The following is a 16739-nucleotide window of genomic DNA, read 5'->3' as shown; positions in this document are numbered from 1 at the left end:
GTGTCTGGTTTGGTACCTGTTAAAGAACTGTTTAAACCCGCGTCCCTGCGACAATTGATGCTGTTTGGTTTTGCTCTCGCCCTCGTACCACTGGCGGTTCTGCTCTGGCAGGGTAGCAAATCATTGAATGAACTCAATCAGTTGGCATTAACAGAGGCACAGAACGCAGTAGCGACTGTACGCCGCGCCGAGAACCTCAAGAACCGCATTACCGATATTGAGCGAGCCGTCAGGCAATACAATATTCTCAAAACCGATTCACTCAAACCCCTGGCAGATGGCCATATCGTCAACTATCTCGACTCACTTGGCCGTGCCTGTGCTGATCTGCCAGAACAGGAAACAACTGAGTTATGCGACACACAGTCTTCACTTCTTCACTCACTGTCTGAAACTTTCCATGAAGCATCCAGTGAAAGTCTGGACACACTCTTCAGTAAGATGTGGGAAAACCAGTCGCGACTATCCACCACTATCGGGCTGGAGCTGGATACACGACTGGAACAGCAGCAGGCACGCGCAACCCGTCAGGAGCAACAACTGGCCATCCAGACTGTACTGCTGGTCCTGCTGACTCTGATCCTGCTGATCTGGGCCAGTGGTCAGGTGGCGGCTCCTGTTAAGCGCCTGGATCGAATGATTCGCGCCATCGGCCAGCAAAAAGACACTCTGGCGCCGGAACAGATCGGCGGTCCACGGGAGCTTAATGATCTGGGGCATCGTCTGCACTGGCTATCCGGGCGCCTGCAGCAACTTGAATCACTGCGTGTTGTGCTGCTCAGACACGCCTCGCATGAATTGAAAACACCACTGGCCAGCATCCGCGAAGGCTGCTCACTGCTGGCTGAACAGCTTGCCGGCCCGATGAACGATCGCCAGATGGAGATAGTCAATCTGTTGAACGGCAGTGCTGAACGACTGCACCAACTGACCGAGCAGTTACTCGACTATAATCGGCTGTTACAGCAGGCCAGCCCCGAGCTCAGCACCGTTAAAGCCATACCGCTGCTTGAGCAGGCACTGGCCGAACATCGCCTTGCACTGCAGCAGCGCGGTCAAGAGGTACACCTGGAGTGCTCCATTGAGGAGCTGCATACGGATACCCGGCTTTTCTGCCGCATACTGGATAACCTGCTGAATAATGCACAGGCCTATGGTTCCGAAAATGGCCAGATCTGGCTCAGTCTGTACAGGAGCAAATCCCAGGTTGTTCTGGAAGTTGCCAATACTGGTCCAGCCATTCCCGAGGGTCAGGAAGCACTGATGTTTGAACCCTTCCAGCGAGGTGATTTGCAACGTGCAGACGCTGTTCAGGGTTCGGGCCTGGGGCTGTCCATAGTGGCAGACTGTGCTCGTTTGCTTCAGGGGCAGGCCGGCATTGTAAAACGAGATAACGCCGATGTCTGTGTGCAGATCAGACTGCCACGACTCACTGATATGGATAAAAAATGACCATCCAATACAATATTATTCCACTGACGCTGATGACACTGCTGCTCAGTGGCTGCACATCTACACTGCAGACGGCTGGAAAGGGCAGTGACACAGGCTCCATCAACCTGCCCTGGAGTAGCCCGGTTTTCTGTGCCATGCCCGAAGAGGGACTGTCTCTGAATGACTCCCCCTGTAACCTTCTGGCCTGGCAGAGCTTCGCCCATAAGACGCTGCAGATGAGTGATGAAGCTCGCCAGAAAATGCTCAGCGAACTGCCGGACAGTGATCTTGGCAGAGCAAAAGCCGCCCTGCTGCACAGCCACCCAGACAGTCCATATCAGATAAGACAACAGAATCAGTGGGTGCTGATGGAGATGGCCAGCACCCTGCCGCCGGATCTGGCCGACTACTTCAGGTGGCTGCTCAGACACCAGCAACAACTACTGGAAACGGAGCAGGCCGTACATACACTGACACGTCTGAATACCCAGCATCAGCAATCCATCAGCCAGCTGGAAAAAGAGATCGCCGAAAAGAAAACCCAGATTGAGGCTCTGACTGAAATCGAGTCCCGACTCAATGCCTCATCAACAGAGGAGCTGCGTGATGGCCAACAGTGAGATACATCCCATACTGCTGGTTGATGATGACCCCAGCCTGCTACGCCTGCTGACCCTGAGACTGGAAAGCGAGGGCTATCAGGTGCGAACCGCCGACGGTGCTCAGGCCGCCCTGAACCTGTTGAGTACGGAGACCTTTTCAGCCGTTCTGAGTGACCTGCGAATGCCGGGGCAGGATGGGCTGAGTCTTTTTGATGAGATATCCCGTCGGCATCCAGGGTTACCCGTGATCATCATGACCGCCCACGGCTCCATCCCCGAAGCTGTGACGGCCACCCAGCGAGGCGTCGTTGGATTTCTGACCAAACCGCTGAACCACGAAGATCTGCGCCGAACTCTGTATGATGCAATTCAACAGGCGCATGTGCCGCAACAGGGTGAGTGGCGCAAAGAGATCATCTCACGCAGTCGGGTGATGGAAGACCTCCTGGAACAGACCTATCGCATCGCACAGCGCGATGTCAGCGTCCTGATCAGTGGCGCCAGCGGTACAGGTAAAGAGTTGCTGGCACGCGCCATCCATAATGCCAGCCCGCGTGCCGACAAACCTTTTGTTGCAATCAACTGCGGTGCGCTGCCGGAGCACCTGCTGGAGTCTGAACTGTTCGGCCATGCCAAGGGCGCGTTTACCGGCGCCGTCAGTGAGTATCAGGGGCTGTTCCGCGCAGCCGATGGTGGCACACTGTTTCTGGATGAGATAGGCGATATGCCGCAGTCATTGCAGGTTAAACTCCTGCGTGTACTGCAGGAGCGCCAGGTGCGCTCAGTCGGCAGCAGCCGCAACGTTGCAGTCGATGTGCGTGTGCTGTCTGCCACCCACCGCCACCTGCCGGATGAGATGGCTGACGGCAGCTTCCGCGAGGATCTCTACTATCGCCTCAACGTGGTCAATCTGAACCTCCCGAGTCTGCGTGAACGGGCTGAGGATATCCCGCTGCTGGTGCGCTATGTATTGCAACAAAGCGCCGAGCGTTACCAGATAGATGTGACCCGCTTCTCGGATGATGCGATGCAACTGCTGGTAACTGCAGCCTGGCCCGGCAACGTCCGGCAACTGGTCAACGTAGTGGAGCAGTGCGCGGCCCTGACTCAATCACCCGTCATCAACGCGGCACTGGTTGAACAGGCGCTGCTGGAAGATCGCAGCATCTGGCCGACACTCAGCGACGCTCGCGATCAGTTCGAACGCCGCTATCTGATACGCGTCCTGCAGATGACCGATGGACAGGTCACCCGCGCGGCTGAACTGGCCGGGCGAAATCGTACCGATCTCTACAAACTGCTGAAGAAGCATGGCCTGTCTGCATCAGATGTAGTCGTGGCGAAGGAAAAACACGCCTGACTTCTCTTCATAGAGCTTCATATTAAGAGAGCTTCTTATTGAGAGAGCCAGGGAAAGAGCGATCGTCGCTCCTTCTCACTCAACTCGCAGACACGTCGGATATTGCGATCAGGTATGCCATCAGCATCAGGATGGCGCTCTATTGCTGCGGCTACACTCGCCTCGCGCAACAGATGAAGTAACGGAAAAGGTGCGCGATTGGTCAGATTTTCGGCATCCTCAGGCTGAGTGCCGCCAAACTGATAGTGCGGATGAAAACTGGCAATCTGATACTGATCCACACGATCAATCGACACCAGGCACGCGTCCGCCAGATCCAGAAAATCATTGTAATCAAGAAACTCTGGCCAGAGATTCGGAAACGCCAGAATCGTCGTTTCCAGCACTTCAGGCTGGCTGTCATCCAGACCTTTCAGCTCCTCAACCATCAGCGCCAGTGCCTCTTCCTCTGTTGCAACCAGGCTGACCAGAATACGAATCTGCCCATCCCGCCAGGGCTTGTGTGCAAATGGACACAGATTAAGGCCTATCACCACCTGCTCCAGCCATTGCTGCACCAGCTCGGTTGCCTGAGGAATATCCTGCGCGGTTAATGCCATGTCGAATCCAGAGCCCCTGTAGCCGTTAAAAGGTACACATTTTATCACAAATGAGCCGGTTGCCGGCTGCATCACTTGCTTACATAAATCTTCGCTATACACTGCACTCTTTTCGCCAGTCTGCAATACTGTAACTGTATACTGGTAACTACAGGATGTGGCTGTGCTGACACACATCATCAGAATAAGCAGCAGATCAACCATCAGATCAATCGTTAGTCAGGAGAGTTACACGTGGCCGACTGGACAGCAAAAGACAGTATCACCCTTTATAACGTCGATCGCTGGGGAGCAGGCTATTTCAGTATTGCCGAGAACGGCGATGTGGTAGTCAGGGACTCGGAAAGCGCCGCTCAGGTGAGCTTTCCCGAGATACTGCAATTGATTCAGGAGAAAGAGTTGGAGCTGCCGGTTCTGATTCGTTTCCCGCATATTCTTCATCACCGGGTCGCCAGTCTGGTCGGCAGTTTTCAGCGCGCGATAGAGCAGCAGGACTATACCGGACGCTTTACCCCTATCTACCCGATAAAGGTGAATCAACAGCGCCATGTGGTGGAAGGCATTGTCGAGGGGCAGAAAAAAGTACTGGATGGCCATATTGGCCTGGAAGCAGGCAGCAAGCCTGAACTGCTGGCTGTTCTCGCGGTGGCCGAACCTGGTAAATCAACCATCGTCTGTAATGGCTATAAAGACCGAGACTATATCCGCCTGGCACTGATCGGCGAGCGCCTTGGCCACAAGGTTTACATCGTGCTGGAGAAATCCAGCGAACTGCTGGACGTGCTGAAAATCGCCGATGAGCTGGGTGTTGAACCACGTATCGGTGTGCGCGCACGCCTGTCCACCGTCGGTAAAGGCAACTGGCAGGATACGGGTGGCTACAAATCCAAGTTTGGTCTGTCGGCCAGCGAAATTCTGCACACCATCGAAATCCTCAAGTCACGCGACCAGATCAAGGCTTTCCAACTGCTGCATTTTCACCTGGGCAGTCAGATCGCCAATATTCAGGATATTCAAGTTGGCCTTCGTGAAGCCGCACGCTTCTATGCCGAGCTGTCGATGCTGGGCATTCCAATCAAGGTGGTCGATGTTGGTGGTGGCCTGGGAGTTGATTATGAGGGCACGGCGTCGCGTAACATCTGCTCCATGAACTACTCCATTGATGAGTATGCCAAGCGCGTGGTGCACGCCTTTCATGATATTGCACTGGAGTTTGATCTGCCTCATCCCGATGTATTCAGCGAATCCGGACGGGCCGTCACCGCTCACCATGCGGTGCTGATGACCAATGTGATCGGGATCGAAAGCCAGACAGTGCATCATCTGGACCCACCAGACGACAACAGCTCAGTGCTGATGCAGAACATCTGGCAGAACTATCAGGATGCGCTGATTCGTGAGCGCAGCCTGTATGAGGTGTATCACGATCTGGTCGCGTTCACTCAGGATATCAATCAGGGTTTCACCCATGGCAATCTGAGCCTGTCGGAGCGTGCCCAGTGCGAGCAGGTTATGCGCGCCACCGCCTTCCATCTGATGCACAGCCTGAATCCGGCCAAACGTCCGCAGCGTGTAATTATCGATGAGCTGAACGAACAGATGGCCGACAAGCTGTTTGCCAACTTCTCGCTCTTCCAGTCGCTGCCGGATATCTGGGGGATCAAGCAGATCTTCCCGATCATCCCCCTGCACGATCTGGATCAGGAACCCACTCGTCGTGGCGTGATCCGTGATATCACCTGCGATTCCGATGGCCGTATCGATCATTACGTGGATGGCGAAGGTATAGAGACCACACTGCCCTACCCACCGATGGAAGTGGACAACTCATTGCTGGGCTTCTTCCTGGTGGGTGCCTATCAGGAGATTCTGGGCGATCTGCACAACCTGTTCGGCGATACCGATTCGGCCAATATCATCTTCAATGAAGAGGGTAAGGCCGAAGTCAGTTATTCGCAGCGTGGCGATACCGTCAGCAAAGTGCTGCAGTACGTCAACTTCGATCCACAAACGCTGCTGATGCAGCTGGAACGGCAGGTGGCCTGTGCTGATGTCACGCTTGAAGAGCATGACAGCTTTATGGAGTGGCTGCGCAGTGGTCTGGGTGATACCACCTACCTCGACCAGCCCAAAAACTGATAAAGAAAACTATCTACGTTGGCGCTGCTGGGCTAAAAACCCGGCAGCTTAGACATCCAGTGGGTCAGATCGCCAATCTGGCGGCTGACCCACTCATCATTGTAATAGGTGTCCAGATAGCGCTCGCCCTTGTCGCACAATACCGTGACGATAGAGCCCTGTTCGCCTCGCTCAAGCATCTCCTGCGCCAGTTGCAAGGCACCCCAGAGATTGGTGCCCGTGGAAGCACCTGCCTGACGTCCAATCCCCTGCTCCAGCCAACGCATGGTCGCCAGTGATGCAGCATCCGGCACTTTGATCATGCGATCAATCACCGAAGGCACAAAAGAGGGTTCAACTCGAGGTCGCCCTATACCCTCGATACGGCTGCCGTTGCTGGATGTCAGGGTCAGATCCTTCTGCTGATAGGCATCAAAGAACACTGAGTTTTCAGGATCAACCACCACCAACTCAGTTTCAAAACGCCGATAGCGAATATAGCGCCCCAGCGTCGCCGAAGTACCCCCTGTGCCGGCGCTCATCACCAGATAACGCGGAATCGGAAAACGCTCCTGGGCCATCTGCGAGAAGATACTGTCGGCAATGTTATTGTTACCACGCCAGTCAGTGGCGCGCTCGGCATAGGTGAACTGATCCATATAGTGGCCATCGAGTTCACTTGCCAACCGCTCCGACTCTCCGTAAATCTGACTGCTCTGATCCACAAAGTGGCAACGACCACCGTAAAACTCCACCTGCTCGACTTTTTTACAGGCGGTCGAGGCAGGCATCACGGCAATGAACGGCAGCCCCAGCAGGCGGGCGAAATAGGCTTCCGACACAGCCGTTGAGCCAGACGACGCTTCAATAACCGGCGCCCCCTCACGGATATTGCCGTTACACAAACCATACAGAAACAGCGAGCGGGCCAGGCGATGCTTGAGGCTGCCAGTCGGGTGCGTGCTCTCATCCTTGAGATAGATATCGATACCGCTCAGTTCAGGCAGTACCAGCTTGATCAGATGGGTATCTGCCGAGCGTTGAAAATCGGCATCTATCTCACGTATCGCATTATTGACCCAGTCACGCATCGCTGCTGAACACTCTTCAGAAGGTTAAAATATTTCAGCCATTAACATTTCAGCTATTAGCTTATCGCACAAAAGAATAACACTACTTTTGTCTGAATGCTTTATTCAGATCAATCAGGTGGCGCTGCTTTTCCGCTGTTGTCAGCCAGCTGCCGGTAAAGGCATTACGCGCCAGATCCTGAATATGCTCGCGGGTAACCGGCAGGTGCTCGATCAGGGCACGATAGTTATCCCCGATATAGCCGCCAAAGTACGCGGGATCGTCTGAGTTCACCGTGGCCTGCAGCCCCTTCTCCAGCATGGTCAGAATCGGATGCTGTGTCATATCCTGAACCACGCACAGCTTCAGGTTAGACAGCGGGCAGACCGTCAGCGTGAGACCACGCGAGCGAATCTCGTCCACCAGTGATTCATCCTCCAGCGAGCGGTTGCCATGGTCGATGCGGTCCACCCCGATCAGATCCAGCGCCTGCCAGACATACTCGGGCGGCCCCTCCTCACCGGCATGTGCGGTGATCTTCAGCCCCAGTTCACGGCAGCATGCAAACACACGTGCAAACTTGTCCGGCGGATGCCCCTTCTCGGACGAATCCAGCCCGACGCCATCAATACGATCCAGATAAGGCTCTGCCAGCGCCAGTGTTTCAAAGGCACTCTCCTCAGACAGATGACGCAGAAACGACATGATCAGGCGAAAGCTGATCCCAAGATCGCGCTCGCCATCCAACAGCGCTTTGTGAATACCATTGAACTGAGTCTCGAAGGAGATACCCCGCTCCAGATGCCCCTGAGGATCAAAAAAGATCTCGACATGCACGACATTATCCCGCTTAACCCGCTGCAGATACGCCATCGTCAGATCATAGAAATCCTGCTCGGTGATCAACACCGACATCCCCTGATAGTAAAGATCCAGAAACTCCTGCAGATTACTGAACTGATAGGCCCTCTTCAGGCTTTCGACATCCGGATAATTCAGCTTCACACCATTACGTTCTGCCAGTTTGAACAGCAGCTCAGGCTCCAGGCTGCCCTCGATATGCAGATGCAGCTCCGCCTTGGGCATACGCGCAGCCAGATCCAGTAACTCTGCTTTCATATACTTTCCTCCTTTCAGTATTTATGTTGTTATAGCATTCTTTAGCAGAAGATTCAGATAGCGAATCTGACACATATCAAACAGCTGTTTTTTTCATGCTGGGGGAAGCTCATCTTTCATCACTGGTGTATGATTATCACTTTCTGGGCTCTCTGCTCAAAATGATCAATTAAAACCTAAACTCGTCACAGGACTGACACCGGATGAAAACCAAACTTTCCCTGGCTATTACCCTTGCCCTGTTCGGCGCTGGCATGCTCAGCGGCTGCAGCGATGATAAAGAGCCAACAGCAGTCGCCGTAAAACAGGAAGCTCAGAAAAATATCGCAGCGCCCATGCTGAAGTATATTCCGGCTGACTCTCCTTACTTTGTGGCAGCGCACGAAACCCTTCCTGAGCAAGACGCCTTTGATCTCTATCAGCGCATGCAGCCCCAGGGCAGCCTTGAGTCCGATCTGGACGATATGCGTGACATGCTCTACGACATTGACGATGAAGTACTCTATTCACTAATGTCGTTCTTTATCGCCCTGGGCGAAGAGCTGGTGGGTGTTGAATCACTGAGCGATGCTCATGCACTTGGCATCAAGATGAGTCCTCAGGTCGCCATCTACGGACTGGGCATTCTGCCGGTTCTGCGCATGGAGCTGCAGGATGAAGATGCCTTCCGCGAAAGTGTGCAGCGCATCCTGACCAAGTCCGAAATCAGCCTGGATACATCCACCACCGATGGCACCGAATACTGGGTCCTGTCGCCAGAAGCGCCTGTTAAAGCGATCATGGCCATCATCGATCAGCAGCTGGTCGTCTCAGTGGTACCTCAGGATGCCAGCGATGATCTGTTGTCACACGTGCTGGGTAAAACCCTGCCCGAGAGCAACATCGGTGATACCGGTGCACTGGCCGAGATCGAGAAACGCCATGGCTTCACACCTTACGGTGCCGGGCAGCTCTACTCATCACGTTTGCTCAATGAGCTGAGCACACCGACTCATGCCGGCACTCATGCCCTGCTCGAAGCCTTTGATGCAGAACTGCTGGACTTGTCCGCCTGTCAGGCCGATATTGACCGTATCACAAGCCGTTTCCCCGGTCTGGTGATGGGCATGCGCGAGTACAACCTCAACCGCATGGAAATCAATGCCATTCTGGTAACCGATAAGGACATAGTCAGCGACCTGCGTGCCATCACGGCTCAAGTGCCCGGTCTTGGCAGCACAGAGGGCATGGCCAGCTTCGGACTCGGCCTGAACCTGCCTGTCCTGGTCCAGACGGTTCAGAAATATGCTCAGGACGTGCGTCAGAACCCCTTCAGCTGCGATGAGCTGCAGGATCTGAACAGTTCATGGAATGAGATCAACATGGCGATCAACAACCCGGTTACCATGATGATCGGCCCGACCCTGTCTGGCTTCAGAGCCCGTATCGACAGCCTGACCATGAAAGATGGCGAACCCAGCGGCACCGGCATCCTGACCCTGGCCTCACAGAACCCTCTGGCGCTGCTCTCTGCTGCAAGCTCCTTTGTTCCTGACCTGGTATCGCTTGGGCTGGAACCAGGCGGCGAAGTCAAAAAAATCGAGAGCATGATGCTGCCACCGGATGCACCTGATCTCTATGCAGCCATGTCTCACACGGCACTGGCACTGGGCGTTGGCATCAGCGACTCATCTGTACTGCAGGCAGAGCTGAATGCACCTGCTGCCGATCGTAATCTGCTGGTTCATGGCCATCTGCGCGGTGAGTTTTACCACTCGCTGGCCGATTTCATGGAACAGATGGGTTCCGACGACGACATGACAGAGTTCGATATCGATATGCTCAGACAGTATGCCGATATCTACAAGAACATGGAGTACTGGTTCAGAGTCGATGATGAAGGCGTCGAGATGAGCTTCTCGCTGGAATTGAACTGAGATCTGACAGCCCTTTAAAACCGAAAAACCCGCTGATTGGCGGGTTTTTTTATGTCCAGAGCTATTACATATGAGTTTTAGAACTCTATATCGGTTTCACTCGTTTTATTGGAACGGCCCGACAACACCTTGCGCGAGATACTTTTCAACAGTGGACCACGATCACTCACCTCAAAGCCTCGCTTGTTAATGCGTTTAATCTTGCTGCCAATCAGCTTTTGAATCCGCTCCAGGGTTTGCTCTTCTTCGCGGCTGATAAATGAAATAGCACTACCTGCCGCCCCTGCCCGCCCAGTACGGCCGATACGATGCACGTAATCTTCCGGCAGGTAAGGCAGGTTAAAGTTAACAACAAAATCCAGGCCCTGAATATCCAAACCACGGGCAGCCACTTCGGTAGCAATCAACACCTGTAATTTAGCCGATTTAAAATCAGCAATCGCACGGCGACGGCTTCCCTGGTTTTTATCACCATGGCAAACCGCAGCGTTAACCTTCAATTTTTTCAGATCCGCCAACAACCGGTCTGCTTGCTCCTTAGTGCTGGTAAACACCAACACCTGAAACCAGTTCTGCTCCGCCAAAAGCTGCGTAAACAATTCGATTTTACGGCCCTCTTCCACCGGATACACCACATGGTTGACCGTATCAGCCGTACTATTGGTTTTAGCAGCCCGGATCTGCTGATGATTGTGCAGAATCTTATGCGACAACTCATTGACTGCCGGTGAGGTTGTGGCAGAAAACAGCAGGGTCTGGCGCTTAGTTGCCGTCATTTGCATCAGCTTCAGCACATCGGTGCTGAAGCCCATATCCAGCATGCGGTCCGCTTCATCCAGCACCACGAATTCCACGTCACTCAATATGACATTACCCAACGCCATATGCTCCAGCAAACGGCCGGGGGTGCTGATCACAATATCAACACCTGCGGTTAATTTATTAGCCTGGCCACCCATTTTCACGCCACCGTATAATGCCGTCACACTAATAGGCAAAAACTGCGCATAGGCACTTATCGCGTTGGCTAACTGCTCTGCCAATTCACGAGTTGGCGTCAGGATCAACGCCCGCGGCCGTCGTTCTTTGGTGGCTTTGGGTTTATCCAGCATCCGTTGTAATACCGGAACAGCGAAAGCAGCGGTCTTACCGGTACCGGTTTGCGCGGTAACCTGTAAATCCTTACCACGGCGGGCAGGCACAATAGCCTGAGCCTGCACCGGTGTCATCTCACTGTAGCCATACTCGACCAGAGCGCGTTGTAAATCCGGAGCTAAATCTAAAGATGAAAATTGCATCAGAGTTCCTCTGTAGCATCGCTACAGCTATAAATTTGGGCAGAATCAGTCTGCGGTTACATCACTTTCGCGAGGCTTGTGCTGGCAGGCTCTGGCCAGAATTTCAATATAGAACTCCGGCAACTCCTGCGCCACGGCAGCATCAACATGTTTATTGATTTCAGAGGTAAAGATCTTTTCTGCGACCTCTGCAGACGCCCCAAAGCGGCAATCGAACGTCCAGTAATCCATGCCCTCGGGCACAGACTTACGACGCTCTCTGGCAAGGTACTTTTTAATATCATGCTTGATTGAGTCGACCAGACGAGCCGTGTTCAGCCTAGAGTGTGTTAAAGCAAATGTCTTTTTCATAAAATTCCTACGGGTGTGCACTCAGGAGCAAAGCTGAACGCGCTGAATAATGCGCATATTCTACATGGATAGGCGACAGAAAACTGCCACTATCTGCCATGGTTCTGGCGCAAAAATTCAGTAGAGCATCACCTGAACCGGTAAGTTACAGCTTGATCCAGCCATGATTACCCCCTACACAGAATTTGTGATGTGTAATACACGCAGGGGAAGGCCTCCGAGGGCTATCCAATGACCCTGCTGGTGGCACAATGGCGGAGCGACTGTGCTACACATCATTGCCTTTCGACGGTACAGCAGTACACCTCCCTGCCGATTCCATCCAGTTACATAATTCTGCGGCCAGCAGGTTCACATAGCGATGACGCATCCCACCTTTCAGTAGTTTGTAGTCTCCGTATGCATTTTTGAACAGCCGATAAAATACCTCACATGCGTGAGGAGAACGCGGCAGCGTTCTTTGGGATAGCGCGAACTATCTAAGCGCCCTCACTTGTGTAGGAAAAGCCAATTGAAGATACCGACAGCGAAGTGTTCGTTGGAAACACCTCCACCTGCGTGGGGAATACATACGTGATATAAGACAGTATCCATAATAAGGAATCACAGATGAATTCAAGCAACATTTTTTGGCCGGTGCTGGCCTTGGTATTTCTAACCTTGATTATGTACATCGTACTCGGGGCCAGGAGAGCTAAGGCTGTAAAAGCTGGAAAAGTAAACCGCCAGCAAGCAGCATTAGATAACAAGGTATGGCCTGAGGATGTAATCCAGGTATCAAACAACATCACAAACCAGTTTGAAGCACCGACCCTGTTTTATGTCCTCAGCTTGGTTCTTTATACAATAAATGCGGCAGGTACTGTGGCTGTAACACTGGCGTGGCTGTTTGTTCTCAGCCGCTACGCTCATGCTTACGTGCATGTGAGTTCGAATAACATACCGATGAGGCTGGGGCTATTTTTGTTTGGTTATCTGGTACTGCTGGTTATGCTCTTGATGGCGGCTTGGAAACTGTTTCCGGGTGCGTTGTAGCGGGTAATGATACCGACACTGCTAAGGTTATCTGAATTCAGGCTATAAAACTTCACACCGAGGTGAAGTAGCACTGAAGATAGAAAGCGGATGCAGTCGCTGAACCTGCATCCGCCATCTGAAAACTTCAGATCCGATAGCAATCAAAACGCCCCAAACACACTCCCCAACACAACCAGCAGCACCAGTGCCAGAATCGGAAACACCACCGCAACCATGAAGATATCCTTGTAGGCCTGGCGGTGAGTCAGTCCGCAGATCGCCAGCAGAGTTACGACAGCACCATTGTGTGGCAGGCTATCCAGTCCACCGGTGGCAACCGTGGTGACACGATGCAGTAGATCGGGTGAGATGCCGAGCTGATTGGCAAGCAACAGGTAATCGGCCCCCAGGGTCTGCAGTGCGATGCTCATACCACCCGAGGCCGAGCCGGTGACACCTGCCAGCACGTTGACCGACAGCGCCAGCGATACCAGTGGATTACCACCTCCGAGATCGTCGACAAACCCCTTGATGATATCAAACGCTGGCAGTGCCGCGATGACGGCACCAAAGCCGACCAGACTGGCGGTATTGAATATCGGCAGCACCGAGGCATTGGCACCATCATCCAGTGTTGTACGCAGATGCTTCAGGCGGCTCCAACTGGTTGCTATCAGCAGCAGGCACGCCACCGTCAATGACCCGATGATTGCCCAGATCCCTCTGACCGCATCCTGCGAGGTGCTGCCATAGCGTGCTTCTGCCAGATAGCTGGTATCCATCGCGGGGATCAGGTGGCTGCTGAACAGATAGTTCAGCACGATCACCAGCACAACCGGTGCAATCGCCAGTGCAAAAGGTGGCAGTGCATTGGGTTTATGCTCCGGCTCGATCAGGGTGACATCGAACCCCTCCCCGGCACAGCGCTCGCGTTGATCCTTGTCAAAGCTGATCGGCTGTTCCTGATGATCGCCATATCCCTCACCGGCTGCTTTTGCCAGCGATGCCTGACGCGACAGCCAGAGCTGCCCCAGCCCGAACATCACCAGTGCCGAGATGATACCCAGCAGCGGCGCTGCAAAGGGCGTGGTGCCGAAGTGCGGCATCGGGATCGCATTCTGTATCGCAGGGGTGCCCGGCAGTGCGGTCATGGTGAAGGTGAAAGCACCCAGCGCGATAGTGGCAGGCACCAGGCGCTTGGGAATATCCGCCTTGCGAAACAGTGCTGCGGCTATCGGATACACGGCAAAGGCCACCACAAACAGCGACACGCCGCCATAGGTGAGTACAGCACAGGCCAGCACCACCGCCAGAATCGCGCGCTCCGAACCCAGTTTGCCGACAATGGTCTGGCTGATCGACTCAGCGGCACCGCTGTCGTCCATCAGTTTGCCAAAGATGGCCCCGAGCAGGAAAAGCGGGAAATACTGAATGATGAAATTACCTGCAGACCCCATGAACAACTGCGTATAGCTCGCCATCAAGGGGGTTCCGGCAGCAAAAATAGTTGCCAGCAGCGCCATCAATGGCCCCAGCAGCAACACACTGATGCCACGATACGCCAGCCAGATCAGCAGGCCCAATGCCAGTAAAACACCCAGTAAACCCAACATCATTCACACTCCTTTGCAGGTGTAACAGGTCTGACCGCATCCTCCACCAGCCAGTCTGGGTTGAAGGTGGATCTCTCACCCAGATCAGCCCAGTTGTCCTTGAGCCAGTTTTCGGTTCTTGATCGCCCCAGATCACGCAGGTGACACAGATATTCCCACTCGGCATTGAGCTTGCTTGATGCCTCCAGTGGTACCAGATCATCCTCGCCATGGATGCAGTGCAGGCGCATATCCCGATAGCGCTCATGCTCCAGCCCTTCTGACTGGATCAGGTCGCGCAGCAGTATGATGGAGCGCAGCTCCTTGACCAGACTGGTGTTGAAGGTGATCTCATTCAGACGATTGATGATCTCACGGGCACTGCGCGGCAGATCAGGTCGATAGAAGGGGTTGATCTGTACCAGCATCAGATCCCGGGCATCGCACTCATCCACCAGCGGATAAAGGGCCGGATTACCCAGATAACCACCATCCCAGTAGGCTTCGCCATCTATCTCGACTGCCTGAAACATGAATGGCAGTGCCGCTGAGGCCATCAGTGAATCGACCGTAAGATCCGGCTGGCGGAAGATTTTCGGGCGACCACTGCGGACATTGGTCGCCGTGACGAACAGCTTGATTGCCGTGCAGCGGTTGACTCGATCGAAGTCAACCAGACCCGACACCAATTCGCGCAAGGGATTGAGGTTCATCGGGTTCATCTCGTAGGGTGAGAATACCCGCGACAGATGATCGAAGAACAGATAGGTGGGTGAGCTGTCCAGGCTCCAGGTGCCATTGATACGGGACCAGATATCGCGCTGAAACGGGCTGTTTTTGGCGCCATCGCTGACGGCTTTCCAGAAGCGTTCCAGGGCGGCAATGGCACCGTCTGGCCCAGCCTCTTCCAGGCCATCGGCCAACACTACGGCATTCATCGCACCGGCACTGGTGCCGCTGACCCCTTCAATATGCAGACCCGGCTCTTCCAGCAGCCGCTCCAGTACGCCCCAGGTGAGGGCACCGTGCGAACCGCCACCCTGCAAGGCCAACTCAATGGTTTTAAGCTTTTTTGTCATATCCTTTACCTCTACATGATCCATCATAAGACATTATGCTGCACTGCAGCATAACAAAATCAGAGGTAAAAGTCTGCGCTTGCTGAATAAAGCCACCCTCCCTGGCGACCGAAGCGATCAGTTGGCTTGAGCCGCTGGAAAGTGGTGTCGGGTCTTATTGGCGATGCGTACCAGCGCCAGCATCAGTGGTACCTCCACCAGTACGCCCACAACGGTCGCCAGAGCGGCTCCCGACTGCAGGCCAAACAGGGCGATCGCCACCGCAACGGCCAGTTCAAAGAAGTTACTGGCGCCTATCATCGCACCGGGTGCCGCCACATTATGTGGCACCCGCCAGGCCTTGGCCCAGCCATAGGCGATGAAAAAAATCAGGAAAGTCTGGATGATCAGCGGAATCGCAATAAGCAGGATATGCAACGGATTCTGGATGATTACATCGCCCTGAAAGGCAAACAGCAGCACCAGTGTGATGATCAACCCGATCGGCGTCACTGGCGCTAGGCGCTTCATGAATACATTGTTGAACCAATCCAGCCCTTGCCGCCTGATGACTGCTTTACGCGTCATGTATCCAGCACCCAACGGAATGACGATATACAGCACCACCGACAGAATCACCGTATCCCAGGGTACACTGATATTGGAGATGCCCAGCAGCAGCACCACAATCGGGGCAAAGGCAAACAGCATGATCAGATCATTCAATGCCACCTGCACCAGGGTGTAAGCTGCATCGCCACGGGTCAGATAGCTCCATACAAACACCATCGCCGTGCAGGGAGCCGCCCCCAGCAGAATCGCACCGGCCAGGTATTCGCGCGCCAGCTCCTGTGGAATCAGTGGTTCAAACACCACCATCAGAAAAAACCAGGCTATGGCAAACATGCTGAAGGGCTTGATCAGCCAGTTGACCGAGGTGGTGATAATCAGACCTTTCGGCTGACGACGCACGCCCAGAATCGAATCAAAATCGATCTGCAGCATCATCGGAAAGATCATCGCCCAGATCAGTATCGCAACCGGGATGGACACCTGCGCGTACTCGAATCGCGACAGGGTTTCTGGAATCGCTGGCGCAAACTGCCCGAGCGCTATCCCGATGACGATCGCAATTGCCACCCAGACAGTCAGATAGCGCTCGAACAGCCCCATCCCCTTTTTGATATCGGGCGCATCGTGCGTA

General features: G+C 53.9%; 14 protein-coding genes. 6 read left to right on the top strand and 8 right to left on the bottom strand.

The genetic code is table 11. The features are described from left to right. Genes F7R27_RS06440 through F7R27_RS06430 form a run of 3 tightly spaced genes read left to right on the top strand, consistent with a single transcriptional unit; the run spans nt 1 to nt 3396 of the window. Complete coding sequence (locus F7R27_RS06440; RefSeq protein WP_206060428.1) at nt 1-1452, top strand: sensor histidine kinase; 1452 nt, start codon at nt 1-3, stop codon at nt 1450-1452. Further along, nucleotides 1449-2054 (top strand): hypothetical protein, encoded by a 606-nt coding sequence (locus F7R27_RS06435; RefSeq protein ID WP_151703407.1) that lies wholly within the window; start codon nt 1449-1451, stop codon nt 2052-2054. Before F7R27_RS06440 ends, F7R27_RS06435 begins: the two co-directional genes overlap by 4 nt. Further along, entirely contained in the window at nt 2041-3396 is a 1356-nt protein-coding gene (locus F7R27_RS06430; RefSeq protein WP_151703406.1) for a sigma 54-interacting transcriptional regulator, read from the top strand. Before F7R27_RS06435 ends, F7R27_RS06430 begins: the two co-directional genes overlap by 14 nt. A gap of 35 nt (nt 3397-3431) precedes the next feature. On the opposite strand, the gene F7R27_RS06425 is transcribed toward F7R27_RS06430, so the two are convergent. Beyond that, nucleotides 3432-3995 carry a DUF1415 domain-containing protein gene (locus F7R27_RS06425; RefSeq protein ID WP_151703405.1) on the bottom strand — a complete coding sequence of 188 codons (564 nt, stop codon included), beginning with the start codon at nt 3993-3995 and terminating at the stop codon, nt 3432-3434. A gap of 234 nt (nt 3996-4229) precedes the next feature. Here F7R27_RS06425 and speA point away from each other — a divergent pair, with 234 nt between their 5' ends. Continuing rightward, nucleotides 4230-6134 (top strand): biosynthetic arginine decarboxylase, encoded by a 1905-nt coding sequence (speA, locus tag F7R27_RS06420; RefSeq protein ID WP_151703404.1) that lies wholly within the window; start codon nt 4230-4232, stop codon nt 6132-6134. Between the two features lie 32 nt (nt 6135-6166). On the opposite strand, the gene F7R27_RS06415 is transcribed toward speA, so the two are convergent. Both F7R27_RS06415 and F7R27_RS06410 read right to left on the bottom strand, forming a co-directional pair. Beyond that, entirely contained in the window at nt 6167-7204 is a 1038-nt protein-coding gene (locus tag F7R27_RS06415) for a PLP-dependent cysteine synthase family protein (protein ID WP_151703403.1), read from the bottom strand. Nucleotides 7205-7286: 82 nt separating this feature from the next. Then, a complete protein-coding gene (locus F7R27_RS06410; RefSeq protein WP_151703402.1) occupies nt 7287-8303 on the bottom strand; it encodes an adenosine deaminase in 1017 nt (338 codons plus the stop codon). Nucleotides 8304-8506: 203 nt separating this feature from the next. Here F7R27_RS06410 and F7R27_RS06405 point away from each other — a divergent pair, with 203 nt between their 5' ends. Continuing rightward, nucleotides 8507-10219 (top strand): hypothetical protein, encoded by a 1713-nt coding sequence (locus F7R27_RS06405; RefSeq protein WP_151703401.1) that lies wholly within the window; start codon nt 8507-8509, stop codon nt 10217-10219. Between the two features lie 77 nt (nt 10220-10296). Here F7R27_RS06405 and F7R27_RS06400 read toward each other — a convergent pair whose 3' ends face one another. Both F7R27_RS06400 and F7R27_RS06395 read right to left on the bottom strand, forming a co-directional pair. Then, nucleotides 10297-11517, bottom strand: a complete 1221-nt coding sequence (locus F7R27_RS06400) for a DEAD/DEAH box helicase (protein ID WP_151703400.1) — start codon at nt 11515-11517, stop codon at nt 10297-10299. Between the two features lie 45 nt (nt 11518-11562). Then, nucleotides 11563-11868, bottom strand: coding sequence for a DUF6172 family protein (locus F7R27_RS06395; protein WP_151703399.1), 306 nt, complete (start codon nt 11866-11868; stop codon nt 11563-11565). A 609-nt stretch (nt 11869-12477) separates the two neighbouring features. Here F7R27_RS06395 and F7R27_RS06390 point away from each other — a divergent pair. Continuing rightward, complete coding sequence (locus F7R27_RS06390; RefSeq protein ID WP_151703398.1) at nt 12478-12903, top strand: MAPEG family protein; 426 nt, start codon at nt 12478-12480, stop codon at nt 12901-12903. A gap of 143 nt (nt 12904-13046) precedes the next feature. On the opposite strand, the gene F7R27_RS06385 is transcribed toward F7R27_RS06390, so the two are convergent. The 3 genes from F7R27_RS06385 to arsB all read right to left on the bottom strand — a co-directional run bounded on the left by F7R27_RS06385 (nt 13047) and on the right by arsB (nt 16708). Beyond that, nucleotides 13047-14501 carry a GntP family permease gene (locus tag F7R27_RS06385; protein ID WP_338088392.1) on the bottom strand — a complete coding sequence of 485 codons (1455 nt, stop codon included), beginning with the start codon at nt 14499-14501 and terminating at the stop codon, nt 13047-13049. Further along, on the bottom strand, nt 14498-15556 hold the full coding sequence (locus tag F7R27_RS06380; RefSeq protein WP_151703397.1) for a patatin-like phospholipase family protein: 1059 nt from the start codon (nt 15554-15556) through the stop codon (nt 14498-14500). The genes F7R27_RS06385 and F7R27_RS06380 overlap by 4 nt, the downstream gene beginning before the upstream one ends. Before the next feature lie 117 nt (nt 15557-15673). Beyond that, a complete protein-coding gene (gene arsB / locus F7R27_RS06375; protein ID WP_151703702.1) occupies nt 15674-16708 on the bottom strand; it encodes an ACR3 family arsenite efflux transporter in 1035 nt (344 codons plus the stop codon). Between the last annotated feature and the right edge of the window lie 31 nt (nt 16709-16739).

Source organism: Nitrincola alkalilacustris, assembly GCF_008973755.1.
Classification (GTDB): domain Bacteria; phylum Pseudomonadota; class Gammaproteobacteria; order Pseudomonadales; family Balneatricaceae; genus Nitrincola; species Nitrincola alkalilacustris.
The sequence above is the reverse complement of the archived record's forward strand: the minus strand, read 5'-3'. Positions and strand labels throughout refer to the sequence as shown.